Origin of the sequence: Vibrio sp. Y10_XG_PY6 (assembly GCF_024181795.1) — a bacterium.
GTDB lineage: Bacteria > Pseudomonadota > Gammaproteobacteria > Enterobacterales > Vibrionaceae > Vibrio > Vibrio diabolicus.
Genome location: NZ_JAMZAQ010000005.1, coordinates 92,637 through 116,547, shown reverse-complemented (window position 1 = coordinate 116,547; position 23,911 = coordinate 92,637). Strand labels below are relative to the sequence as shown.

General features: G+C 46.5%; 27 protein-coding genes. 8 read left to right on the top strand and 19 right to left on the bottom strand.

Annotated features, from left to right (window positions below):
• The 9 genes from NL644_RS21115 to fkpA form a co-directional block, all read right to left on the bottom strand.
• A partial coding sequence (locus tag NL644_RS21115; protein WP_253645201.1) for a GTP-binding protein occupies positions 1–122 on the bottom strand: 122 nt, incomplete at its 3' end.
• A 153-nt stretch (positions 123–275) separates the two neighbouring features.
• Positions 276–2,375: an elongation factor G gene (fusA, locus tag NL644_RS21110; RefSeq protein ID WP_005397643.1), complete on the bottom strand. Its 2,100-nt coding sequence runs from the start codon at positions 2,373–2,375 to the stop codon at positions 276–278.
• A gap of 75 nt (positions 2,376–2,450) precedes the next feature.
• Complete coding sequence (gene rpsG / locus NL644_RS21105) at positions 2,451–2,921, bottom strand: 30S ribosomal protein S7 (RefSeq protein WP_005382796.1); 471 nt, start codon at positions 2,919–2,921, stop codon at positions 2,451–2,453.
• A gap of 101 nt (positions 2,922–3,022) precedes the next feature.
• Complete coding sequence (rpsL, locus tag NL644_RS21100; protein ID WP_004399892.1) at positions 3,023–3,397, bottom strand: 30S ribosomal protein S12; 375 nt, start codon at positions 3,395–3,397, stop codon at positions 3,023–3,025.
• Between the two features lie 177 nt (positions 3,398–3,574).
• Complete coding sequence (tusB, locus tag NL644_RS21095) at positions 3,575–3,850, bottom strand: sulfurtransferase complex subunit TusB (protein WP_046874530.1); 276 nt, start codon at positions 3,848–3,850, stop codon at positions 3,575–3,577.
• Positions 3,851–3,857: 7 nt separating this feature from the next.
• Positions 3,858–4,214, bottom strand: coding sequence for a sulfurtransferase complex subunit TusC (gene tusC / locus NL644_RS21090; RefSeq protein WP_005397648.1), 357 nt, complete (start codon positions 4,212–4,214; stop codon positions 3,858–3,860).
• On the bottom strand, positions 4,211–4,606 hold the full coding sequence (gene tusD / locus NL644_RS21085; protein WP_046874531.1) for a sulfurtransferase complex subunit TusD: 396 nt from the start codon (positions 4,604–4,606) through the stop codon (positions 4,211–4,213). The genes tusC and tusD overlap by 4 nt, the downstream gene beginning before the upstream one ends.
• Entirely contained in the window at positions 4,603–5,325 is a 723-nt protein-coding gene (locus tag NL644_RS21080; protein WP_031780643.1) for a transcriptional regulator, read from the bottom strand. The genes tusD and NL644_RS21080 overlap by 4 nt, the downstream gene beginning before the upstream one ends.
• Positions 5,326–5,468: 143 nt before the next feature.
• Positions 5,469–6,251, bottom strand: coding sequence for an FKBP-type peptidyl-prolyl cis-trans isomerase (fkpA, locus tag NL644_RS21075; RefSeq protein WP_253658758.1), 783 nt, complete (start codon positions 6,249–6,251; stop codon positions 5,469–5,471).
• Positions 6,252–6,379: 128 nt separating this feature from the next.
• Here fkpA and NL644_RS21070 point away from each other — a divergent pair, with 128 nt between their 5' ends.
• Positions 6,380–7,366 carry a WD40 repeat domain-containing protein gene (locus tag NL644_RS21070; RefSeq protein ID WP_253658759.1) on the top strand — a complete coding sequence of 329 codons (987 nt, stop codon included), beginning with the start codon at positions 6,380–6,382 and terminating at the stop codon, positions 7,364–7,366.
• Positions 7,363–7,590 carry a SlyX family protein gene (locus tag NL644_RS21065; protein WP_005381455.1) on the top strand — a complete coding sequence of 76 codons (228 nt, stop codon included), beginning with the start codon at positions 7,363–7,365 and terminating at the stop codon, positions 7,588–7,590. Before NL644_RS21070 ends, NL644_RS21065 begins: the two co-directional genes overlap by 4 nt.
• A gap of 84 nt (positions 7,591–7,674) precedes the next feature.
• Here NL644_RS21065 and NL644_RS21060 read toward each other — a convergent pair whose 3' ends face one another.
• The 5 genes from NL644_RS21060 to kefG form a co-directional block, all read right to left on the bottom strand.
• On the bottom strand, positions 7,675–8,616 hold the full coding sequence (locus tag NL644_RS21060) for an isoaspartyl peptidase/L-asparaginase family protein (RefSeq protein ID WP_253658757.1): 942 nt from the start codon (positions 8,614–8,616) through the stop codon (positions 7,675–7,677).
• A gap of 130 nt (positions 8,617–8,746) precedes the next feature.
• A complete protein-coding gene (slyD, locus tag NL644_RS21055; protein ID WP_047010415.1) occupies positions 8,747–9,283 on the bottom strand; it encodes a peptidylprolyl isomerase in 537 nt (178 codons plus the stop codon).
• Positions 9,284–9,375: 92 nt separating this feature from the next.
• Positions 9,376–9,576 (bottom strand): YheV family putative zinc ribbon protein, encoded by a 201-nt coding sequence (locus NL644_RS21050; protein WP_005381449.1) that lies wholly within the window; start codon positions 9,574–9,576, stop codon positions 9,376–9,378.
• A 33-nt stretch (positions 9,577–9,609) separates the two neighbouring features.
• Positions 9,610–11,406 (bottom strand): glutathione-regulated potassium-efflux system protein KefB, encoded by a 1,797-nt coding sequence (gene kefB / locus NL644_RS21045; RefSeq protein ID WP_253658756.1) that lies wholly within the window; start codon positions 11,404–11,406, stop codon positions 9,610–9,612.
• Positions 11,390–11,983, bottom strand: coding sequence for a glutathione-regulated potassium-efflux system ancillary protein KefG (gene kefG, locus NL644_RS21040; protein WP_046874534.1), 594 nt, complete (start codon positions 11,981–11,983; stop codon positions 11,390–11,392). The genes kefB and kefG overlap by 17 nt, the downstream gene beginning before the upstream one ends.
• A gap of 209 nt (positions 11,984–12,192) precedes the next feature.
• Here kefG and NL644_RS21035 point away from each other — a divergent pair, with 209 nt between their 5' ends.
• From NL644_RS21035 to crp, 6 genes are all read left to right on the top strand, one after another.
• A complete protein-coding gene (locus tag NL644_RS21035; RefSeq protein ID WP_114324009.1) occupies positions 12,193–14,112 on the top strand; it encodes an ABC transporter ATP-binding protein in 1,920 nt (639 codons plus the stop codon).
• Positions 14,109–14,597 carry a TIGR02444 family protein gene (locus NL644_RS21030; protein ID WP_253658755.1) on the top strand — a complete coding sequence of 163 codons (489 nt, stop codon included), beginning with the start codon at positions 14,109–14,111 and terminating at the stop codon, positions 14,595–14,597. Before NL644_RS21035 ends, NL644_RS21030 begins: the two co-directional genes overlap by 4 nt.
• 87 nt (positions 14,598–14,684) lie before the next feature.
• The gene (locus tag NL644_RS21025; RefSeq protein WP_046874535.1) at positions 14,685–15,692 is read left to right on the top strand and encodes a hydrolase; all 1,008 of its coding nucleotides are present in this window, start codon (positions 14,685–14,687) and stop codon (positions 15,690–15,692) included.
• Positions 15,693–15,725: 33 nt separating this feature from the next.
• Positions 15,726–15,938, top strand: a complete 213-nt coding sequence (locus NL644_RS21020; RefSeq protein WP_048626696.1) for a YheU family protein — start codon at positions 15,726–15,728, stop codon at positions 15,936–15,938.
• Between the two features lie 124 nt (positions 15,939–16,062).
• Complete coding sequence (locus NL644_RS21015; RefSeq protein WP_005397679.1) at positions 16,063–16,932, top strand: phosphoribulokinase; 870 nt, start codon at positions 16,063–16,065, stop codon at positions 16,930–16,932.
• 240 nt (positions 16,933–17,172) lie between these two features.
• The gene (gene crp, locus NL644_RS21010; RefSeq protein WP_005381432.1) at positions 17,173–17,805 is read left to right on the top strand and encodes a cAMP-activated global transcriptional regulator CRP; all 633 of its coding nucleotides are present in this window, start codon (positions 17,173–17,175) and stop codon (positions 17,803–17,805) included.
• Positions 17,806–17,950: 145 nt separating this feature from the next.
• Here the strand turns inward: crp and NL644_RS21005 are convergent, their stop codons facing one another.
• The 5 genes from NL644_RS21005 to NL644_RS20985 all read right to left on the bottom strand — a co-directional run bounded on the left by NL644_RS21005 (position 17,951) and on the right by NL644_RS20985 (position 23,767).
• The gene (locus tag NL644_RS21005; protein WP_005397681.1) at positions 17,951–18,742 is read right to left on the bottom strand and encodes a DUF1338 domain-containing protein; all 792 of its coding nucleotides are present in this window, start codon (positions 18,740–18,742) and stop codon (positions 17,951–17,953) included.
• Between the two features lie 249 nt (positions 18,743–18,991).
• Positions 18,992–20,449 (bottom strand): succinylglutamate-semialdehyde dehydrogenase, encoded by a 1,458-nt coding sequence (astD, locus tag NL644_RS21000; protein WP_005397684.1) that lies wholly within the window; start codon positions 20,447–20,449, stop codon positions 18,992–18,994.
• A gap of 28 nt (positions 20,450–20,477) precedes the next feature.
• A complete protein-coding gene (astA, locus tag NL644_RS20995; RefSeq protein ID WP_005397686.1) occupies positions 20,478–21,497 on the bottom strand; it encodes an arginine N-succinyltransferase in 1,020 nt (339 codons plus the stop codon).
• A 109-nt stretch (positions 21,498–21,606) separates the two neighbouring features.
• Positions 21,607–22,818 (bottom strand): aspartate aminotransferase family protein, encoded by a 1,212-nt coding sequence (locus tag NL644_RS20990; RefSeq protein WP_005397689.1) that lies wholly within the window; start codon positions 22,816–22,818, stop codon positions 21,607–21,609.
• Positions 22,819–23,179: 361 nt separating this feature from the next.
• Positions 23,180–23,767, bottom strand: a complete 588-nt coding sequence (locus NL644_RS20985; RefSeq protein ID WP_253658754.1) for an aminodeoxychorismate/anthranilate synthase component II — start codon at positions 23,765–23,767, stop codon at positions 23,180–23,182.
• Positions 23,768–23,911 lie beyond the last annotated feature (144 nt).

Genomic DNA, 23,911 nt, shown 5'->3' with positions numbered 1-23,911 from the left:
CCGTAAACTTTAGCAAGAGTAGTACAGATAGCTGCAGTTAGAGTTGTTTTACCGTGGTCAACGTGGCCGATAGTACCAACGTTAACGTGCGGTTTCGTACGTTCAAATTTTTCTTTAGACACGATCGTGTTCCTTCCTAGTTATGATTCGTCGTGATCATTATTGATCGACGACGCGCCAGAAATTGTTATTTTATGCGCCAACGCCCGTTAGCGCAATATTTGGACGCCCTGATCTCGCAAAAAGTCGTAAACTTTTTGTAGTTCAATCGTCAATTAGTAACCACGCTCTGCAATAATTTTATCTGCGAAGTTTTTCGGCACTTCAGCGTACTCGTGAAACTCCATAGAGTAAGACGCACGGCCTTGAGTTGCAGAACGTAGATCAGTTGCGTAACCGAACATTTCAGATAGTGGTACTTGAGCACGGATGATCTTAAGACCAGCCACACCTTCGTCCATGCCTTCAATGATACCGCGACGACGGTTTAGGTCACCAACAACGTCACCCATCCAGTCTTCCGGAGTGGTTACTTCGACATTCATCATTGGTTCTAGAATCACAGGTTGTGCTTCTAGTGCACCTTTCTTGAATGCCATCGAGCCAGCGATCTTAAACGCCATCTCGCTTGAGTCTACATCGTGGTAAGAACCATCAAATAGTGTAGCTTTAATATCTAGTACAGGGTAACCCGCTAGAACACCACTATTCATTTGTTCCTCGATACCTTTCGATACTGAACTGATGTATTCCTTAGGAATCACACCACCCACGATTTCGTCTACGAATACGAAACCTTCGCCAGGTTCAGAAGGCTCAAGTTTGACCCACACATGACCGTATTGACCACGACCACCTGATTGGCGAACAAACTTACCTTCAACTTCCGCTTTACCACGAATGGTTTCACGGTAAGCAACCTGAGGTTTACCAACGTTACAATCAACGCTGAATTCACGCTTCATACGATCAACGATAATGTCTAGGTGAAGTTCACCCATACCTGAGATCAGAGTCTGACCTGATTCGTCGTCCGTTTCCACGCGGAATGATGGATCTTCCGCAGCCAGTTTACCTAGCGCGATAGCCATTTTCTCTTGGTCTGCCTTAGAACGAGGTTCTACAGCAATCTGAATAACTGGTTCAGGGAATTCCATGCGCTCTAGAATCACTTTGTGGTTCTGATCACACAGTGTGTCACCTGTTGTTACGTCTTTCAGACCGATAGCAGCAGCGATATCACCAGCGCGAACTTCTTTCACTTCTTCACGCTTATTCGCATGCATCTGAACGATACGACCGAAACGCTCTTTCTTCTCTTTTACAGAGTTGTAAACAGCGTCACCGGAGTTTACAACACCAGAGTAAACACGCATGAACGTTAGCGTACCCACGAATGGGTCAGTCGCGATCTTAAATGCTAGCGCAGAGAATGGTTCGTTGTCGTCAGCGTGACGCTCAACTTCATTTTCTCTTTCGTCAACACCTTTAATTGCAGGTACGTCAACTGGCGATGGCAAGAACTCGATCACAGCATCTAGTACCGCTTGAACACCTTTGTTCTTAAACGCACTACCACAAGTGGCCAGTACGATTTCGTTGTTTAGTGTACGAGTACGTAGAGCTTGTTTGAGCTCAGCTTCAGTCAATTCACCTTCTTCAAGGTACTTGTCCATCAGCTCTTCGCTAGCTTCAGCAGCGGATTCAACCATGTGGTTGCGCCACTCTTCAGCAAGTTCGATCATGTCAGCTGGGATGTCTTCGTAAGTAAACGAAGTGCCTTGATCGGCTTCATTCCAGTTGATCATCTTCATCTTGATAAGGTCGATGACACCTCTGAACTCATCTTCTGCACCAACGTTCAGTTGGATTGGAACAGGATTCGCACCAAGACGATTTTTAATTTGGTCCACAACGCGTAGGAAGTCTGCGCCCGCACGGTCCATCTTGTTTACAAATACCAAACGTGGAACGTGGTATTTGTCTGCTTGACGCCATACAGTTTCAGACTGAGGTTCAACACCAGATGAGCCACAGAACACAACCACAGCACCATCAAGTACACGAAGAGAACGCTCTACTTCGATAGTAAAGTCAACGTGTCCAGGGGTATCAATGATGTTTACGCGATGCTCAGGGAACTGTGCTTCCATACCACGCCAGAATGTAGTAGTCGCAGCGGATGTGATAGTGATACCACGTTCCTGCTCCTGCTCCATCCAGTCCATGGTTGCTGCACCATCGTGAACTTCGCCGATTTTGTGAGAAAGGCCAGTGTAGAACAGAATACGCTCAGTTGTGGTTGTTTTTCCTGCATCTACGTGAGCACAGATACCGATATTACGGTAGCGCTCAATAGGAGTTTTACGAGCCACGATTGTATCCTCTTACTAAGGTGTACCTTAGAGTATAGAAAAGTGCTGCGAGAGAACCTCGCAGCACAGAAGGTATTACCAGCGGTAATGAGCGAACGCTTTGTTTGCGTCAGCCATGCGGTGAACGTCTTCACGTTTCTTAACCGCAGTACCTTTGTTCTCAGACGCGTCTAGCATTTCAGCTGCTAGGCGTTGAGCCATAGATTTTTCACCACGCTTGCGCGCAGCTTCAACCAACCAACGCATAGCAAGTGCGTTACGGCGAACCGGACGTACTTCTACAGGTACTTGGTAAGTTGAACCACCAACACGGCGAGATTTCACCTCTACCGCAGGGCGTACGTTTTCAAGAGCTTCTTCAAAAATAGCTAAGTGGTCTTTACCAGACTTTTCAGCCATAGCATCTAGTGCAGTGTAAACGATTTTCTCTGCAGTAGATTTTTTACCGTCAACCATTAGGATGTTAACGAATTTTGCCAGCAATTCAGATTTGAATTTTGGATCTGGAAGGATCTTACGCTGACCAATGACGCGACGACGTGGCATGGATTTATCTCCGTTGTCTTCTTCAGGTTTTATCCAAAACTTTTCAGTTTTTTCAAAAAATTAAAAATAATTTAGTGTTTGGCCTTACTTAACGGAATCCATTAAGACTTAGGACGCTTCACACCGTACTTAGAACGACCTTGTTTACGGTCGTTAACGCCAGCACAGTCAAGTGCACCGCGAACAGTGTGGTAACGTACACCCGGAAGGTCTTTTACACGACCGCCACGGATTAGTACAACACTGTGCTCTTGAAGGTTGTGACCTTCACCGCCGATGTACGATGTAACTTCGAAGCCGTTTGTCAGACGTACACGACAAACTTTACGAAGTGCTGAGTTAGGTTTTTTAGGTGTAGTAGTGTAAACACGAGTACATACACCACGTTTTTGTGGGCACGCTTCTAGTGCAGGCACGTTGCTTTTAACAACTTGCTTTGCACGAGGCTTACGTACCAACTGGTTAATAGTTGCCATTAACTAGCTCCTGATTTACTTGAAAGTAAGCTTTGTGAAAAATCTATCCCCAACTACCATTGCAGTTAGGGACGCAAAATTCTATGCAGCAGTGAGAGGTGTGTCAAGAAATATACGGATCTTTTTTGTTCAATTAGGACAATTCATCCGTAAAGCTTTAGCGACAGTAAATCACGTTCAATCCCAAGTAAGCGATTTATCCTGTTTAACTGTGAGCTCAACGAAGCCTGAGTAATTCACGATCGTCAGTGATGGACTGATACGATTCGCAATACCGCGAGCGTGAATATCGCTCTCTAGCACAAATACACTGCGGTTTTTTAGGTGGGAGAACGCTTTATGCTGCGAGTTAGCAGCGTACACGGCATCTTCTATAAGTAAGATGTCATCCTGTGTACTGCATAAGGGCATGGCGTCTTCTAGAGCGGAGACCGTTTTTATAATATGTAGCATAACTTCCTCAGAACGACAGTAGCTTGCCAGCGTGTTGCAACTTATCTTTGAGCTGCTCTGAGCTTAACGCTTGAGCTTCAATGACTAAATCCGCTTGAGCCAAACCTCGCTGAGCTAATGACTCTGAGCACACAAAGACTTGTTCGATATCGTATAAATCGAAAAGCTTCAGCATCGGCGCATAATCTTTGCTCAAGATCTTACTCGGTTCTTGCCCTAGTAGAAGCTGGTAAACCCCATCTCCCATGAAAATGACGCTGATATCTTCACAGTAAGCCGACGCGGCTAACAGTGCATCCACACCTTCACGACCAGCCGCACTGCCATGCGGTGCGCTACGAAATAGATAAGTTAGCTGACTCAAAACTGTACCACTCTGTCTTGGGTTAACATCGCTTCGGCTAAGCTACCTAAGCCGGCTTGCTCGAAACCTTCCGCTAGATTGCTCTGGACCAAACCATGTTGATTCGCTTCTTCTTCACTTACGATCCCGCGACGCAAAGCCGCAGCAACACAAGTTTCTAGACGAACACCATGCTCTTTTGCCAAAGATTGCCATGCCTTATTGAGATCAAATTCGTCGTTGGCAGGCACACTCAAAGCAGTACCATTGGTCACGCCCTCTTGATAAAAGAAAACGCTCACTAACTGATGGCCTTGCTCAATCACCGCCTTGGCGAACTGATAAGCACTGCGTGCTGACTGGCTACCGTAAACAGGACCGTTCACCACCAACGTGTAAGTCAGTTTACTCACTTTTCATCGTCCTCGGTTTTACGTTGACGAATGTATAAGTAGACGGTGTGCTTTGAAATGTTAAGACGATCTGCAACGCGGTTGATGGCATCTTTAATATCGAAGATGCCTTTGTCGTATAATTCCATCACGATTTGGCGATTCTTGGTGTTGTTCGATACGGATTTATCCGCATTGATCTCTTCGATGGTGCGTTCAACAGTTTGGTCCACCAGCTCTTCTACGTCACTAGCAAAGTTAACCGAGGAAGCCGCTTCTTTTGCTTCTTGCGTTGGCATGAAAGATTGAAGGACTTGCGAGAAGGGTGCGTCCAAGTTGACGTTGATACACAACAAACCAATCACGCGATTTTCACCATTACGAATAGCAACAGTGATCGACTTCATCAACACGCCACCTTTTGCACGGGTAAAGTACGAACGTGAGAAGTTGCGCTCCGAGCCTTCGATGTCTTTTAGCATTTTAAGCGCTAAATCAGTGATCGGTGAGCCGACTTGGCGACCCGTGTTTTCACCGTTAGCGATTTTAATTGCAGAGGTATTTAAGTCTTCTAGCGAGTGAAGAACGATTTCACAAAAGGGACCTATCAGGCTGGCGATACCATCAACGACCGCCTCATAAGATCTTAAAATGATTTTGTCGTGCTCGGTAAACGGCATCACGTTAACGGATTCCATTTCGAGCAACATCTCCGCGTTTATTGTTTCTGTAGTTGTCATAAGCCTTCGAGCGAAAAATCAACAAATTGGTGTAAGTTTATCAGAAAATTTGAAAATCAACCTAGCAAACTCACCAACTAGTGACCTAGAACAAAAAAGGCCCGTTAAACGGACCTTTTTCAATAACTTATCGCTGCTTATTGTTATTGCTCTGCGTTGTCGTTCTCGACTTTTAGCAGCTCAACTTCAAATACTAGCGTTGAGTTAGCAGGAATGCTTGGTGTGTCCTGGTCACCGTATGCTAGCTCTGGCGGGATAACGAATTTGAATTTAGAACCCACAGGCATTAGCTGAACACCTTCTGTCCAACCTGGGATTACACGGTTAAGTGGGAATGTTGCAGGTTCACCACGATCGTAAGAGCTATCAAATTGCGTACCATCGATTAGCGTACCTTTGTAATGTACTTGAACCGTATCAGTGTCTTTTGGCTTCTCGCCTTCAGCTGGAGTAATAACTTGGTATAGAAGACCTGTATCTGTCTTCACTACGCCTTCTTGCTTCTCGAACTCAGCACGGAACTCATCGCCAGCTTTTTTCGCTTCAGCTGCTTTCTCAGCCGCTTGTGCTTGCATCTTTTCAGCAACACGCTTATCTAGAGATTCTAGTGCTGCACGTGTTTGTTCTTCATTCAATTCAGCATTGCCTTTGAAGACGTCTTCGATACCTTTTAGTACCAAGTCTTTGTTAAGATTAATGCCGATTTCGCTTGGCTTGTCGATGCTTGTGCTTAGGTAGTTAGCAAATGAAACACCGATTGCGTATGCCGCTTTATCGTCGTCGGTTTTAAAGTGAACCGCTTTACCGGTTTCTGCTTGAACTTGTTCTGCTTGAGGTGCGGCTTCTGTTTTAGTTTCTTCTTTCTGACAACCTACCGCTAGCATAACTGTTGCAGCAAGTAGCGACACTTTTAAAACTGATTTCATTAAATTCTCCCAATAATGGCTTTGCCATTGGTTGTTGTGCACAAATCTTCTATGAGACTAGTGAAGACAATCGTTATACCAATATACTAGCTATATGTCTTAAGACACAAACCGGATTATTAGATGTGATGCAAAGAATTTCTCATTTATTCCTATATTTAATTGTCATCACCACGTTAAATGGTTGCTTTTTCGCCGAGCGTGAAGTGCAGCGTTGGCCGGTAGAGCCTCAGGGTGCGACGAGCTTCGCACTTAGCAGAGATGGACGATTTGCTCTGCTCTATTCTCAGCAACACCATTTGATGTTGTGGGACCTAGAGCAAAATGAACAACTAGCCAACCTGGGTGAGCTCGATGCCGATGCCAACGTGGTATCCCATATTCGTATCTCAGACAATGGTCGCTATGCAGTCACAGCAAGCCAAATGAACTTCGCAGTTTGGGACTTAGGTTGGACGCAATCCGAAGGCCTTTGGTCTATTTCTGATGCGCTCATTCGCGACGTTGATATCACCAGTAACGGTGAACAAGTTCTGCTCGGGTTATCCAACGGTAAAGCAATTTACGTCAACTTAGTCACCGGACGTCGCTTGGAGTTCCTTGCGCATCGTGAAAAAGTCAATTCCGTCGCCATTTCTCCTAATGGCCGCTTCGCACTGACTGGTGGTAATGACTACAAAGCGTATTTGTGGGACACCGAAACCGGACAAGTGCTGCGGACCTTCGAACATGAACAACGGGTTGTTCGTATTGCCCTGCAACGAGATGGCAAGTTAGCAATGACATCCGATGGCGGAAACCAAGCGGTAATTTGGGATTTAAAAACTGGACAAGAGGTCACACGGTTGAGCAGTTGGTCACGCCAATTGATCTTCTCTACTGCGCGATTTTCTGATGACGGAACTCAGTTAGTGACAGGAACGCCTTCTGGCCGCGTTTCAATATGGGATACTCAAACCGGAAAACGGATTGGCGGATTTGAAGTTGAGCCCAAAAAAGACACTCGCCCTCCCCGTGCGGTCGTGTATGATGCAGCCTTTGATTCAAAACAACGCGTAATTACTGCTACTTCAGCAGGTATTGCCCAAGCTTGGCAGTTAGAGAACGGATCATGACAGAAAAAATCATTCAGCAATTGGAAGCTCGCATTAATGACTTAGAATGTCAGCTTGCGTTCCAAGAACAGACTATTGAAGATCTGAACGGCGCCTTATCGCAGCAGCAACTGCAAATTACCAAGATGCTCGATCAGATGAAATATGTGGTAGGTAAAGTAAAAAATATGGACTCGTCGAATTTAGCCGATCCGTCAGAAGAAACCCCACCACCGCATTATTAAAATGCAGGCTCAAATAGCACAAAGCCCAGAACGTGTTCTGGGCTTTGTTGTATTGATTACTTAAGAAGGTTGCTCAAGAGGAAGCTATTCGTCAGCGTAGATTTTGACGCTCAACTCGCCTTGCGTATTAATGCCAGCTCGGTACATGCCAGAGCTGTTCATCGCAAAGTGCAGCTCACCTTGCGCGTCAATTGCGATTAAACCGCCTTCGCCGCCCATCTCTTTCAGTTCCCCCTGAATAATATGCTCACAAGCAGTATGAATATCTTCTTTTAAGTAACGCATCCGCGCGGCGACGTCTTCTGCGACACGTTTACGGATAAAAAACTCACCGACACCCGTAGTTGAAACCGCGACAACGCCATTTTCGGCCACCGTGCCACAGCCTATCAAAGCCGAATCCCCAACTCGATTATATTGCTTATTCGTTACGCCACCCGTGCTGGTGGCAGCGGCTAAGTTACCTTGTTGGTCCAACGCTACTGCTCCGACGGTGCCATGTTTACGATCATCCGGGTAACGAGATTCCGACAAAGCAAACAGCCCTTTCTCACGCATAGACAGCAACTGCTCATAACGGCGATCAGTAAAGAAGTAATCTTGCTCGGTATACTCATGGCCTTGTTCAAAAGCAAACTGCTCTGCGCCCTCACCCACCAACAACACGTGATTGCTGTTTCGCATCACGTCACGAGCGAGCTCAATTGGATTCTTGATATGACGAACACCAGCGACCGCGCCTGCGGCTTGGTTTCGACCATCCATGACAGAGGCGTCCATTTCTACCATTTCGTTGTTGGTCAGCACCGAGCCTTTACCCGCATTAAAGTTAGGCGAGTCTTCCAACACTTTTACTGCAGAAACAACTGCATCCAAAGCGTCGCCGCCTTCCTCAAGAATTTGATGGCCGGCTTTTACCGACGCTTCCAAATCAGCCAAGATGGATTGCTGAAGTTCATTGCTCATCTGTTCACGTAAAATGGTGCCTGCGCCACCATGAATCGCAATCGAGAAAGGTTTTGTCATCGCTTTTTCCATGAGTTGTTCTTTTCTTCTATGCACTACACCTTAGATAAACAAAAAGCGCAAGTTGAAACCTCAACTTGCGCTTTGCAAAGCTTTACTAGATAAGATTATCTAGTGAAGGAGCTTGTGATTAGTGAGAACCACAGCTACCGCCGCCACAGCAACCTTCATCGTCGTGATCATGGTCATGACCACAACCACCAGCTTGATGGATATGACCGTGTTCGATCTCTTCTGCTGTTGCTTCACGTGTAGACATAACTTCTACTTCGAAAGTTAGTGTTTGACCAGCTAGCATATGGTTACCGTCAACAACCACTTCGTTGCCGTCAACTTCTGTTACTTCTACAGGGATTGGACCTTGGTCAGTGTCAGCTAGGAAGCGCATGCCCACTTCGATTTGATCAACGCCTTGGAATACATCCGCAGGAACGCGTTGTACTAGCGCATCGTTATGCTCGCCGTAAGCTTCTTCAGGAGCTACCGTTACTGAGAACTTGTCGCCAGCCACTTTACCTTCAAGCTCTTTTTCAAGACCAGTGATTAGGTTGTTGTGACCGTGAAGGTAATCTAGAGGCGCTTCTGCTGTTGATTGATCAACAACCACACCGTCTTCCAACATTACTTTGTATGCAAGGCTTGCAACAACGTTCTTTTCAATTTTCATACTAACTCCAGGGAGATTAATTGACTTAACCTGAATGGGGTTAAGTACTGAGATATCTGGGTGTATTATGGGGATCAATTATCGAAGTTCAATTATTCCGGCTTAAAAATTCCGATCATTTCCTGATCTGAGTGTTTATTTTTCTCTACAGATTGCGGTTTACGTTGCTCAGTAAACTCACACTCGACACACTCAACTAACTCGATATTATTTTCAATCCACCAGCGCAGGGTATCTTGCTGGCTGCAATTTGGGCAGCTAGCGCCGGCAATAAAACGTTTCTTGATTTTCACGCTATTTCCTTAGCTTGAGTCTTGGCTCAAGTACTACTTCCAATGATTAGGTGACTGATGGTCGCTCTCCATCTCACGACCAAAAATTTCTTCTAGCTCTTTGCGTGCCTCTTTCGCTCTCTGAGCCAATTTCTTATCTTCATTGTGCTGAGGCAATAAGTCCTTAAGCATAGCATTATCTAACTTACGAAAATGTGCTTCTGCCCGCTTTGCTTGATATGGGTGCATACCAAGTTCTACGAGCGCTTGGCGACCGAGATCCAATGCCCCTAAAAATGTTTCACGAGAGTAATTCTCGACACCGTGGCTCATTAACTGATACGCCTCGACACGGCTTCTTGCTCGGGCTAGCAACTTAAGTTTCGGGAAGTGCACGCGGCAGATATCAACGATGGCCATCACCTCATCAGGTGAATCGGTACAAATGACCAATGCTTCTGCTTTATCTGCGCCAGCAGCCCGCAAAAGATCAATTTGGGTAGCATCGCCATAAAACACTTTGTAACCATACTTGCGCAGTAGGTGGATTTGGCTGGCATCACTTTCTAATACCGTCACTTTGATTTTATTGGCATACATTAAACGTCCGACGATCTGACCGAAACGTCCAAAGCCTGCAATGATAACGCGTGGTCGGCGATCCACTACTTTCGTGGTCATGCCCTCTTCTTCTTGATTCAGGGTATGAGCAAACCATTTTTTTTGTCCCATCAGCAAAAGTGGTGTCGTCACCATGGATAAACTGACCACCACCAACAAAAACGCTACTTGCTCTTTGGATAAAATGCCCTCTTGGCTCGCTGCGGTAAATATGACAAAGGCAAACTCACCACCTTGGCTTAAAATCGCGGCCATACGGCTTCTCGCTTTGGCTCCGACACGGGCAGCTCTCGCCACTGCATACAAAACCAAGCCCTTAACCACCACCAAAGCCACCACCGCGCCCAGAATCTCTAAAGGGTGTAATGCCAATAACCCCAAATTTACCGCCATGCCAACCGCGATGAAGAACAACCCCAACAACAAACCTTTAAACGGCTCGATAGCGATTTCCAATTCATGCCGATATTCACTCTCGGCCAGCAGAACGCCGGCTAAGAAAGTCCCTAGAGCCATAGAAAGCCCGAGCTTTTGCATGACGACAGAAATCCCAAGCACGACCAACAATGCGGCGACGGTAAAAAGCTCACGAACGCCGCTCATCACAACAAAACGAAATAGTGGACGCAATAAGAAATGACCACCAATCAGCAGTGCCACCACACTGCCTAATACCGTGAAGACATCCACCCAACTACCGCCACTCTGCCCGCCAGCAAGCAAGGGCAACATTGCCAACATTGGGATCACTGCAATATCTTGAAAGAGCAATACCGCAAAACCAGACTGACCCGTTTCGGTGCCATTGAGCCCTTGCTCTTCAATCACTTTAAGAGCAATTGCCGTCGAGGACAGCGCCAACCCCATCCCAATCACCAAACTCACTTGCATGCTTACGCCGAACATACTGACGACACTGCCGAGCACGGCGGTCGTAACCACCACCTGCGCGCCGCCTAAACCTAGAATCGGTCCTCGCATTTGCCACAGTTTTTTAGGATTTAGTTCAAGGCCGATCAAGAACAGTAACAACACGACCCCAAGTTCAGCAAAGTGTAAAATAGCATCAACATCACTGATTAAGCCAAGACCCCAAGGGCCAATCAACACACCGGCAAGTAAATAACCTAAAACCGAGCCAAGTCCGAGACGCTGAGCAATCGGCACCGCGATAACCGCAGCCGAGAGAAAGACCACGCTACTTTGAAGAAACTCACTGGTTATCGCCATACTGACCTCCTTGGTCTGTTGCTTCCCAGTTTTCAAGTGGGTTGTTCAACCACCGACGATACAATTCTGCGTGCTCATACCGCTCAATATCCGAGACATTACGCGACCAATACAACACCAAAGGTTCAATCCAGTGCATTTGACACAAGGCAGCCGTCAGTTCAAACGGTTGTAAGATTTGCTCTAATGGATATTTGTTGTACCCCTTCGCGCTAAAGGCCTCTTCTTTCCCCCCCGTTGTAATCACACTACGCCAGTATTTTCCCTCTAGCGCCGAACCTCCGCCAAAAGCAAAACCTTTGCCCAGCACTCGGTCCAACCACTCTTTTAACAGGGCTGGGCATGAATACATATAAAGCGGGTGATGAAACACGATCACATCATGCGTGAGCAACAACTCATGTTCGTAATTCACATCAATAAAGAAGTCAGGGTAGACACCGTAAAGATCGTGCACAGTGACGTGATCAAGCGACTGAGCTTTTTTAATCATCACTTGATTAGCAATCGAGTTATGTGGCTCTGGATGAGCATAAATGACCAGAACTCTTGGGAGAATAGACGGTGCAACAGCCAAATGGTCGTCCTTGTGGTTATTTTTATCCGTTATCAAATTGTTATACTTTTTTGTACAGCATAATGCAATTAAAGCGAATCAATCGACTTTTCCGACCAATACCCCTACTATTCACCGCTAGATATATACCCAAGTGGCTTTAAAAACGATTGAAACCACTTCGCTATGTAACCAAGCAACGCGCACTGCGCAAAGTGAATGAAAACTTTATGATTACCTTCTCTGATATTCAGTTACTGCGTGGCGGTAAACCTCTTTTAGAACAAGCTTCAGCGACTATCCATCCTGGCGATAAAGTCGGTCTTGTGGGCAAAAACGGCTGCGGTAAATCAACGCTATTTGCATTGCTGAAAGATGAACTGTCGATTGATGCAGGCTCATTTAGCCAACCTCAACATTGGGAGTTGGCCTGGGTCGCACAGGAAACGCCTGCGCTAGAGCGCACTGCACTGGAATACGTCATCGATGGTGATCGCGAGTACCGAGCGCTCGAAAAGCAGTTGGCTGAAGCGGAAGCACAAGACAACGGCACCTTGGTTGCCGAGATCCACGGTAAAATTGAAACCATCGGCGGTTATAGCATTCGCGCTCGCGCGGCAGAATTGCTCGACGGTTTAGGTTTCAGCCAAGAGCAAATGAGTTGGAGTTTGACTCAATTCTCAGGTGGTTGGCGTATGCGCCTTAACTTAGCTCAAGCGCTATTGTGCCGTTCTGACTTATTGCTACTCGATGAGCCAACCAACCACTTGGACTTAGACGCGGTGATGTGGCTTGAACGTTGGCTACAAAACTACCCAGGCACACTGATCCTGATCTCGCACGACCGTGACTTCCTTGACCCCATTGTTGGCCGTATTATTCACATCGAAAACCAACAATTGAACGAATACACGGGTAACTATTCGTCGTTCGAAAACCAACGAGCGCAAAAAATGGTGCTGCAGCAAGCGATGTTCGAGAAGCAACAGAAACAGATGTCGCACATGCAAAGCTACATCGACCGTTTCCGTTATAAAGCTTCTAAAGCACGCCAGGCTCAAAGCCGTATTAAAGCTTTGGAGCGCATGGAGAAAGTGTTACCCGCTCAATTCGATAACCCATTTAGCTTCCAATTCCGTGAGCCCGCGGCGCTGCCAAACCCAATCATGATGATGGATGAAGTATCGGCAGGCTACGGTGACAACCTGATCTTAGAGAAGATCCGCTTGAACTTGGTTCCTGGCAGTCGCATTGGTCTGCTCGGCCGTAATGGCGCGGGTAAATCGACCTTAATCAAATTACTCTCTGGTGAGCTTAACGCGCAAGGTGGCGATCTGACTTACTCACAAGGCGTAAAAATAGGTTACTTTGCTCAGCATCAATTAGAAACGCTGCACCCAGAGGAAACGCCGCTGCAACACATGATGCAGATCGCGCCGGATCAAACCGAACAACAGCTACGTGATTACCTGGGCAGCTTTGGCTTCCAAGGCGACAAAGCACTGGAGAAAGTCGCGCCGTTTTCGGGTGGTGAAAAAGCCCGTTTAGTGCTGGCCTTAATTGTGTGGCAAAAGCCAAACCTGTTGCTACTTGATGAACCAACCAACCACTTGGATTTGGACATGCGTCAGGCATTGACGATGGCCCTGCAAACGTTCGAAGGTGCAATGGTGATTGTTTCGCACGACCGTTACCTATTGCGTGCTACAACCGATGACTTGTACTTGGTGCACGATCGTCAAGTTGCGCCGTTCGATGGTGACTTAAACGACTACTACAAGTGGTTAACCGAGCAACAAAGAGCGGAACGCAAAGAAGCACAAGCCGCACAGCCAGCCAAAGATAGCGCCAACAGCGCGGCAGCGAAAAAAGAGCAGAAACGTCGCGATGCAGAATTTCGTAAGCAGACGGCGCCAATTCGCAAAACGCTGACACAATTAGAAAATAAAATGGATAAGTTAGGTGCTGCACTGGCCGAAGCTGAAGAACAATTGGCAGATAACTCACTGTATGAAGCCGAAAATAAAGCTAAACTTAACCAAGTGCTGGCTCTTCAAGCTTCTAGTAAGGCAGAGCTCGAAGAAATTGAAATGGAATGGATGTCTGCTCAGGAAGAACTGGAGCAGATGGAGCTAGAGTTTAATCAATGAGTAATCAACACGCTGAATACACACTCACCCTAGAACACCTTTGGCAGTTCAGTCTGCAATTTTATGGTGTGCGAGAAGTGAAAGAAGCGTGTTTATCATTACAGAACAATTATCACGGCAACGTGAACCTACTCCTGCTGCTCAGATGGCTCGATGAGCAGCAACTCATTTTCCAAGAAAAAGACTGGCCTCTGGTACAAAGCTGTCTGGGCCGAAGCGAAACCTTATTGCACTCTTTTCGCGACTTACGTCGCCATCTTAAGTCTCAAGTCAATGACGCTTTATATCGTGAAGCCTTGCAGTTTGAGCTGCAACTAGAAAAGCAGCAACAAGCGGATTTGGTGAACTGCATTAACTCTCTCACGCTGGTCAAAAATGATGGCGCCCCACTCACGCTGAGATACTGTCGTCAACTTGGTGGTGAGCATTTGCAACAGGCCTTTGCTATTCCGGTGCCAAACATTCACCCACCAAAACGCCCATAAATCTGTAGAATACCTATAATCTTTATAAAGGATTATATTAATAAGTTCTTCAACTGACACCGAAGAACCGCATAAGAGCAGTTAGGTATGACACAATTTTTCGCAGCAGCCGGGATCAAAAACCCGCATCTTCAAACGCTTTTACCGCGTTTTATTCGCAAAAAAGCGTTGTTTACGCCGATTTGGCAAACCCTCGATACATCCGATGGCGATTTTCTCGATCTCGCATGGAGCGAGGACCCAACCCAAGAACCTGCGCAAAAAAAGCCGATTTTTGTTTTATTTCATGGACTAGAAGGCTGCTTCTATAGCCCTTACGCCAATGGCCTAATGAATGCATTTGCTCAATCCGGATGGCTGTCGGTGATGATGCATTTCCGCGGTTGTAGCGGTAAGCCAAACAAGAAAGCTCGCGCCTATCATTCTGGTGAAGTGACTGACGCCCGCCACTTCTTAGAGCACCTTGAGCAACGCTTTCCTGATAACCCCAAAGTTGCGGTTGGTATTTCTCTTGGCGGTAACATGTTGGCGAATTATTTAGCCCAATACAAAGACCACCCCATTTTGAACGCGGCGACCATTATCTCAGCGCCTTTAGACCTAGCAGCGTGTGCAAACCGTATTGAACAAGGCTTTTCGAAAGTGTATCGCCGTTACCTGCTCTCTTCGCTCAAACGCAACGCGTTGCAAAAACATCACTTGTTGCATGGCGAGCTCGCTTTGTCCTACAACTCAATAAAACGTGTTACACGATTGTATGAATTCGATGATTTGATCACGGCACCACTGCACGGTTTTAAAGACGCACAAGATTATTACGATCAATGTTCTGGCTTAAGTAAATTACAACAGATCACGCTACCGACACTGATCATTCACGCCAAAGACGATCCATTCATGACCGACGATGTGATCCCGAAATTTGTTCTGCCAGATAATATTGATTACCGTCTCTTTGAGCACGGTGGGCATGTTGGTTTCCTTACAGGTTCAGCGCTCAAGCCGAAATTTTGGTTGGAAGAAGCGCTGCCAGCGTATTACGAAAGTATTGCCGCAGATTACCTTTCTGCTGTATCCAAGCAGCGAAAGCAGTAAACTAGCCGCTCATCATAAAAGTTCGAGGTATTTATGATCATTCCATGGCAAGACATTGCGCCAGAAACATTGGAAAACTTAATTCGTGAATTCGTCTTACGTGAAGGCACGGATTACGGAACCGTCGAGATTTCTTTGCAAGACAAAGTGGATCAAGTAAAAACTCAATTAGAAAAAGGCGAAGCGGTTATCGTGTTCTCTGAACTGCACGAAACCGTCGATATTCAGGTAAAAACAAAATTTTAGACCCTTCACATTTTACCGTACCCCACTCAATGACAAGGCATTGTTACGTGCTATAGTGGGTTATCGACCGTGCAGTAGCAGCCTACTGCACATTACAGGTAAGTAATTTTCGACAAGGTTTGTCATGTCAGCTAAACACCCAATTATTGCGGTTACTGGTTCATCCGGTGCCGGCACGACCACTACATCTGAAGCCTTCCGTAAGATGTTCAATATGATGAACGTTAAACCCGCATGGGTTGAAGGCGACAGCTTCCATCGCTTTACTCGCCCTGAAATGGATATAGAAATCCGTAAAGCGCGCGAGCAAGGTCGACACATTAGCTACTTTGGCCCTCAAGCTAATGACTTTCCAGGATTGGAAGAGTTTTTCCGTAAATATGGTCACGATGGCGCAGGCAGCGTACGTCGCTACCTACACACCTTTGACGAGGCCGTACCTTATAATCAAATGCCTGGAACCTTCACACCGTGGCAGGACTTACCGGAGAACAGTGACGTTCTCTTCTATGAAGGCTTGCACGGCGGTGTTGTGGATGGCGATGTTAATGTTGCGCAGCATGTGGATTTCTTGATTGGTATGGTACCAATCGTAAACTTAGAGTGGATCCAAAAGTTTGTGCGTGATACTCGTGACCGCGGTCATTCACGAGAAGCAGTAATGGATTCTATCGTGCGCTCGATGGACGATTATCTTAACTACATCACTCCGCAATTTTCTCGCACTCATATTAACTTTCAGCGCGTCCCAACGGTCGATACCTCCAACCCCCTTAATGCGAAGGGTATCCCAAGCCTGGATGAGAGCTTTGTCGTAATTCGCTTGCGTGGGATAAAGAAAGTCGACTTCCCATATCTCCTGGCTATGATTGATGGCTCATTCATGTCACGCCACAACACGATTGTCGTGCCAGGCGGTAAGATGAGCTTTGCAATGGAGCTCATAGTTCGGCCTATCCTACAACAGCTCATCGAAACAGGGAAAATTGGCTAAAAACCTGCCTGCGAAGATGTTTACTTTTCATACCGTGATCATGTGCACAGTTTTGCTTACAAAATCTCAATCATGGCACGATTAAAATCAAGAAATCGTTTTCGAAAAAGGATACTATTTCTTACCGAAACACAAGAGAGCTTGCAGCATATAAAAAGTGCTCTTATTCTAGTAGGCCTAATTCAGGCTTAGCTAAAATATGGATAGCGCAAGCGTACCCTGCAGAGGAAGTGAGATATTATGGTTCTAGGTAAACCTCAAACCGACCCAACATTAGAGTGGTTTCTTTCACACTGTCATATTCATAAGTACCCTTCAAAGAGCACGCTAATTCACGCGGGCGAAAAGGCAGAAACTTTGTACTACATCGTTAAAGGTTCTGTTGCGGTTCTTATCAAAGACGAAGAAGGTAAGGAGATGATCCTTTCTTACCTAAACCAAGGAGACTTTATTGGTGAACTTGGTCTATTCGAGGAAGACCAAGAGCGCACAGCTTGGGTTCGTGCTAAATCTCCTTGTGAAGTTGCTGAAATTTCTTTCAAGAAATTCCGTCAGCTTATCCAAGTAAACCCAGACATCCTAATGCGCCTTTCTGCGCAGATGGCTCGTCGTCTTCAAGTAACTAGCCAAAAAGTGGGTGACCTGGCGTTCCTAGACGTAACTGGTCGTATCGCTCAGACGCTTCTGAACCTTGCAAAACAACCAGACGCAATGACTCACCCAGACGGCATGCAAATCAAGATCACTCGTCAAGAAATCGGTCAAATCGTTGGCTGTTCTCGTGAGACAGTAGGTCGTATCTTGAAAATGTTAGAAGAGCAGAACTTAATCTCTGCGCACGGTAAAACTATCGTGGTTTACGGTACTCGTTAATCTCAAACCAGAGTGACGCGAACAAAATTATAAAAGCCACCAATGGCGACATTGGTGGCTTTTTATTTGTCTTGTAACCACATTAAGCTCAGAGCAACAAAAGACTAATGAGCAAGTTGGTTAGCCGAAAGGTTAACCCTAAAAGTTAGCCATTCGTACTTTCAAAGATTTTGTCCGCTGAAGCCGCCACAAAACCTGGGTACAGCTCACCGTTTTCCATCGGGTAGCGCTTAGCAAACTCGTAAAAGCCACCAGGGATAATTTCAGTGCCTTCGCTAAAGCGAACCGCCACTTTATCCGCCATGGTCGATGATTGTTCTAGCAGCACCTCAGGAGTGCCCTTCACTTCCCCGCCGTTTTCATTAATGGTAAATCCGGCCGTACGTAAGTGATCGTTTACTTGCTTCACTTCTTCGTATTCATTGAGTTGGTTAACGCTCACCGTGAAGTGGTTTGCGCCGTAACCATGCGCCGCCAACCAAGATGCGTACTCACTTTCTTTAGCCAACGTTTGGTAGTCAGCAAAGCTTAAATCCCATAAGCGTCCACCATGTAAGAATGCGCTATCGTTCAGCTTGCCTGCATCGACTTGTGCCACCAGCTTTTTCACAATCTCTTGCAGCTCAGGTGAACACTCCTCAACTTTTAGCTCACTAATAAAGACTTTAGGTTGCTTCGGATCAGGGTGTTCATAGTGCTTAGCAACCAGCTTTTTACTTTCGAAAACGTAGTCACCACATGCCTGATAGCCAATGGCTACAAAAGGTTTAGCTAAGGTTTCGATACCAAGAGGCGCAATATTGAAGGTACGTAAAGCTATATGATCATTAATCAGAGGCTCATCTTCTTGAAGCAGCTGATGTACTTTCGCAGCAGAAGGGCAAAGACGTTGAATGTAATCTTGCCATAGCGATTCAAATAACACATCGGGCGTCATAACGACTCCTTGTTACGAGATGTAGAGTTAAAAGGTAAGCGGAAGTTGACTGCTCGTTCACAACGAAAAGTTGTCCAGAATAATGAACGAGCAGCCATCAACCTGTGACGGTAAATGCCAGTCAGTCAACACGCTTTTCCGAGTCTTTGCTCACTTTCCGTGTTCTGCCAACGATCACTACAACCCATACCTAAATGATTCGCCGGCAAAGTGAGCCGCAATACATGGTTGCGACTCTGTTATTAAAACTTATAGCGCCACACCTGGGCTTAATGTTGCAGGCAAGATAGTCTCTTGACCTTCCATTGATGCCATCGGGTACGCACAGTAGTCTGCTGCGTAATAAGCGCTTGGACGTAGGTTACCTGACGCACCAGGGCCACCAAATGGCGCATCACCACTTGCACCAGTAAGCTGGCGGTTACGGTTCACGATCCCTGCACGAATATGGTCAACGAAGTATTCCCATTCTTGGTCGTCAGTTGAAACTAAACCAGCAGAGAGACCAAAGCGCGTGTCGTTCGCCAGTTCTACGGCTTTTTCTAGCCCTTCGTAACGCACCACTTGCAGAAGTGGACCGAAGTACTCTTCATCTGGTAGCTCAGCAATGTTCGTTACATCAATAATGCCCGGAGAAACAAACGCCGCCTCTCCTGCTTTAGCTTCAATCAAGCTTTCACCACCAAGTGATTGAAGGTTCGCTTGTGCATCGAGAATGAACTTGGCTGCGGCAACGGAGATTTGCGGCCCCATAAATGGCGCAGGCTCTGCAAATGGTTGGTCTACGCGAATATTCTTCGTCGCTTCAACCAGTTTCGTGATGAGCGCATCACCTTTCTCACCCAATGGCACGTACAAACGACGAGCACACGTACAACGTTGACCAGCACTGATAAACGCTGACTGGATGATGGTGTACACCGTGGCATCCAAATCACCATATTTATCAGAGATCACCATCGGGTTATTACCACCCATTTCTAGTGCTAACATCTTGCCTGGTTGACCCGCAAATTGACGGTGCAATACATGCCCCGTGTTCGCGCTGCCCGTGAACAGTACACCATCAATGCCTTTCGCATCAGCAAGCGCAATGCCGGTTTCTTTCGCACCTTGGACAAGGTTGATCACGCCTTTCGGCAGACCTGCTTCTTCCCAAAGTTTCATAGCTAGCTCGCCAGTCCAAGGCGTTTGCTCGGATGGCTTGAACACAACGGTGTTACCCGCTAGTAACGCAGGCACAATGTGACCATTTGGTAAGTGACCAGGGAAGTTATATGGCCCAAATACCGCCATCACGCCGAGTGGGCGATGACGTAACACAATTTGGTTGCCCGCCGCTTCACGGCTCGCTTCACCGGTGCGGTCATGGTAAGCACGAATAGAGATTGCAATTTTACCTGCCATTGCCGCTGCTTCAGTGCGCGTTTCCCAAATTGGCTTACCAGTTTCTTTGGCAATGACTTCGGCGATTTTTTCGCTGTTCTCTTTTACTTTCTCAGCAAAAGCCAACACGATCGCTTCACGCTCTGCAAATGGGCGTTTTTTCCAGTCAATAAACGCTTCACGCGCTGCAGATACCGCTTGATTCACCTGCTCTGCCGTTGCACCGTTGCCTTGCCAGATCACTTCTTGGTTGTAAGGTGACAGAGACGTAAATGCTTCACCCTGACCTTGTACCCATTCACCTGCAATCCAATGTGTCATTGTTTCTATCCTTAAATTCTGTCGTCTGTTACTGCGGAAGAAGGCGAACAAAGTCCCCTTCCTCAACCAAAAGTGCATCCGCAACGTCTGGTGCGATCATGACGCTTTGTGTTTCAGCGTCATACGCCGCTTTGGTGACTGCTGCGCGGAAGTTTTCGAACGATGAGTTGCACATCAAGAAGTCTTGCGTACTGCTATGTTGTGCAATTTTCACTTGCGCACGGAACGAGTGACGTACCGATTCAATATTGCGTAAGTCACATTCAACGGTTGGACCCGCATCGAAAATATCCACGTAACCACGGTTAGTGAAGCCTTCACGCTCAAGCAGCTTTAATGCTGGGCGAGTATTGTCATGCACTTGGCCAATGACAGCTTGCGCTTCTGGACTCAACAGGTTGATGTAGATAGGCAGCTTCGGCATTAAGTCAGCAATAAAGCCTTTCTTGCCGATACCTGTCAGGTAATCCGCAAGCGTGAAATCGATGGAGAAGAAATGCTCTTGTAACCATTGCCAGAACGGCGAGTTGCCTGCGTCGTCTGAAACACCACGCATCTCCGCAAAGATCGTTTCAGAGAAACGCTCTGGGTGCTCAGCCATCATGAGGAAACGACACTTCGACATTAGACGACCATTCAGACCTTGGCGGAATTTCTCACGCAAGAACAAGGTACAAATTTCGCTGTTACCCGTGTAGTTATTACCAAAAGTAAGCAGTTTGACGACATTATTGACGCCAAGCTTTGGTGACGAGTGCACCACTTTACTAATGTGATACGAGTAAAATGGGACATCCCAGCCGATAGATGCTTCGATTCCGGTGGTACCCGCAACCTCACCCGTTTCAGAGTCAAAGCCGACCATCAGGTAGCCTTCATCACCTGGTTCTGCCACATCTGGCTTACCAAAACTGTACTCTGAGTGTTTGATTCGATTGGTTAACAGTTCTTCGTTAACCGGTAGAGATGTAAATCCGTGACCAGACTCCACCGCACAAGTGTGCAGCGCGTCATAATCCGACATCGCGATAGGGCGAACTACTAGCATCAATACTCCCTCCAGATGCAAGAAGATCCTAACTATATTGTAGGAACAATTCCCCCATCAGAGATCCTTGACGGGGGTGTCTGCGTTGACGTTGAAACTGATATCGCGCTTAAACTAAAGTCGCGATCGCTTTATCCAGTTTCGCCAAGCCTTCTTCAATTTCTTGTTGTGTGATAACGAGTGATGGTGTGAAACGTACGACATTGGCACCCGCAACCAATACCATGAGACCTTGTTTGCCTGCAGCGACAAGAACATCACGCGCACGGCCTTGCCATTCTTCATTTAGTGCAGCGCCAAGCAAGAGACCTTGACCACGCACTTCTGAGAAGATGTTATACTTAGCATTGATCTTCTCTAGACCTTCGCGGAACATCGCTTCGCGTTCTAGCACACCAGCCAACACTTCAGGCTTAGTAACTTCGTTCACAACTGCTTCTGCTACAGCACACGCGAGTGGGTTACCGCCGTATGTTGAACCGTGCGTACCGACTTTCATGTGCTCTGCTAATTTTGCAGTAGTAAGCATTGCACCGATTGGGAAACCGCCACCAAGTGATTTCGCGGTGCTTAGAATATCAGGTGTAATACCTAAACCTTGGTAAGCGTAGAAGTTACCTGTACGACCATTACCGGTTTGCACTTCATCGAAGATCAGTAGCGCGTTGTGTTTGTCACACAGCTCACGTACTGCTTGAGCAAACTCAGGCGTTGGTGGCACGATACCGCCTTCACCTTGTAGCGGCTCCATCATCACCGCACATGTGCGATCAGACATGTGTGCCTGTAGTGCTTCGATATCATTGTAAGGTAAGTGGGTAACGTCACCAGGCTTAGGACCAAAACCGTCAGAGTAAGCCGCTTGACCACCAACCGTTACGGTGAAGAACGTACGACCGTGGAAACCTTGTTTGAATGCAATGATTTCTGATTTCTCAGCGCCATGTACGTCAGCAGCGTAACGACGCGCCAGCTTAAGTGCCGCTTCGTTCGCTTCTGCGCCAGAGTTAGCAAAGAATACGCGCTCAGCAAAGCTCACTTCTGTTAGCTTTTTCGCCAGACGAAGTGCTGGTTCGTTCGTCATCACGTTACTTAAGTGCCAAAGCTTGTTAGCTTGCTCTGTTAATGCGTTTACCATTACTGGATGACAATGGCCAAGACAGCTCACTGCAATACCACCAGCAAAGTCGATATATTCATTACCTTCCTGATCCCAAACACGTGAACCTTCACCTTTAACAGGGATCATTTCCATCGGGTTATAGCAAGGTACCATTACCTCATCGAATAAACCGCGCTCTACTTTAATTTCCGTTGTCATTGCACATTCCTTCTTGATACCGCATGCGTAGCAGATAAGCGAATTTAACCGGCGCTCTTTGCCAGCAAATAATGTTTTGCATTTAAGCTATTGCGGCATTGTATTTACATTTAATTAACCATTTCAATAGTGATTTATTCTTTTCGTTCTCGAAAGCAACTTCCATTAATCACTGCTTATGACTATTTATGCATCAAGAAAGTAAAATAGAGAAGCGATTTTTTATAAATGTTATGTAATACAGGGGATAGAAGGTTTAAAAAGACATGAATAGACAAAGAGGCCAGAATGAACCGCATAGTTTTGCAATCCACTCACCTCGGCAAAAAGATGAATGATTTGTTAAGAAAAGTGATCGCGATCAGATCGCTTTACGTGCTAAAAAGTTCGCGAGCAACTCGTGACCTTGCTCTGTTTTGATCGATTCTGGGTGAAACTGCACTGCGTCAATTGGTAGGGTTTTATGTTGGTAACCCATGATTTCGTCCACACTTCCATCCGGCAGCTCAGTCCATGCGGTCAGTTCAAACACATCGGGTAACGTACCGTTTTTCACCACGAGAGAGTGATAACGGGTTACGGTGAGTGGGTTATTCAGGTTTTTAAACACACTGCGACCATTGTGACGAATAGGTGACGTTTTCCCATGCATCACTTGTCGGGCGCGCACGACTTCCCCACCAAACACTTGCGCTATCGCTTGATGACCAAGGCAAACACCCAATATTGGAAGCTTACCAGCGAAGTATTCTATAGCTTGTAGAGAGATACCTGCCTCGTTTGGCGTACACGGTCCAGGTGAGATCACCAAGTGAGTTGGGTTCAACGCTTCAATCCCTTGAATGTCAATTTCATCGTTACGCACGACTTTTACACTAGCGCCAAGCTCGCAAAAGTATTGGTAGAGGTTGTAAGTGAAAGAATCGTAGTTATCGATGATCAACAACATAGAGTGTCAGCTGCTCCAATCCGTTTAGGCAAGACTTAAGAGATGATTGTCTGGTTTGCGACAATTAAGGGCGGTATTTTGCAACACCAAACTAGAAAGGCAAGTCTTTGTGCAATAAAAAGGCCAGCATCGGCTGGCCTTTGG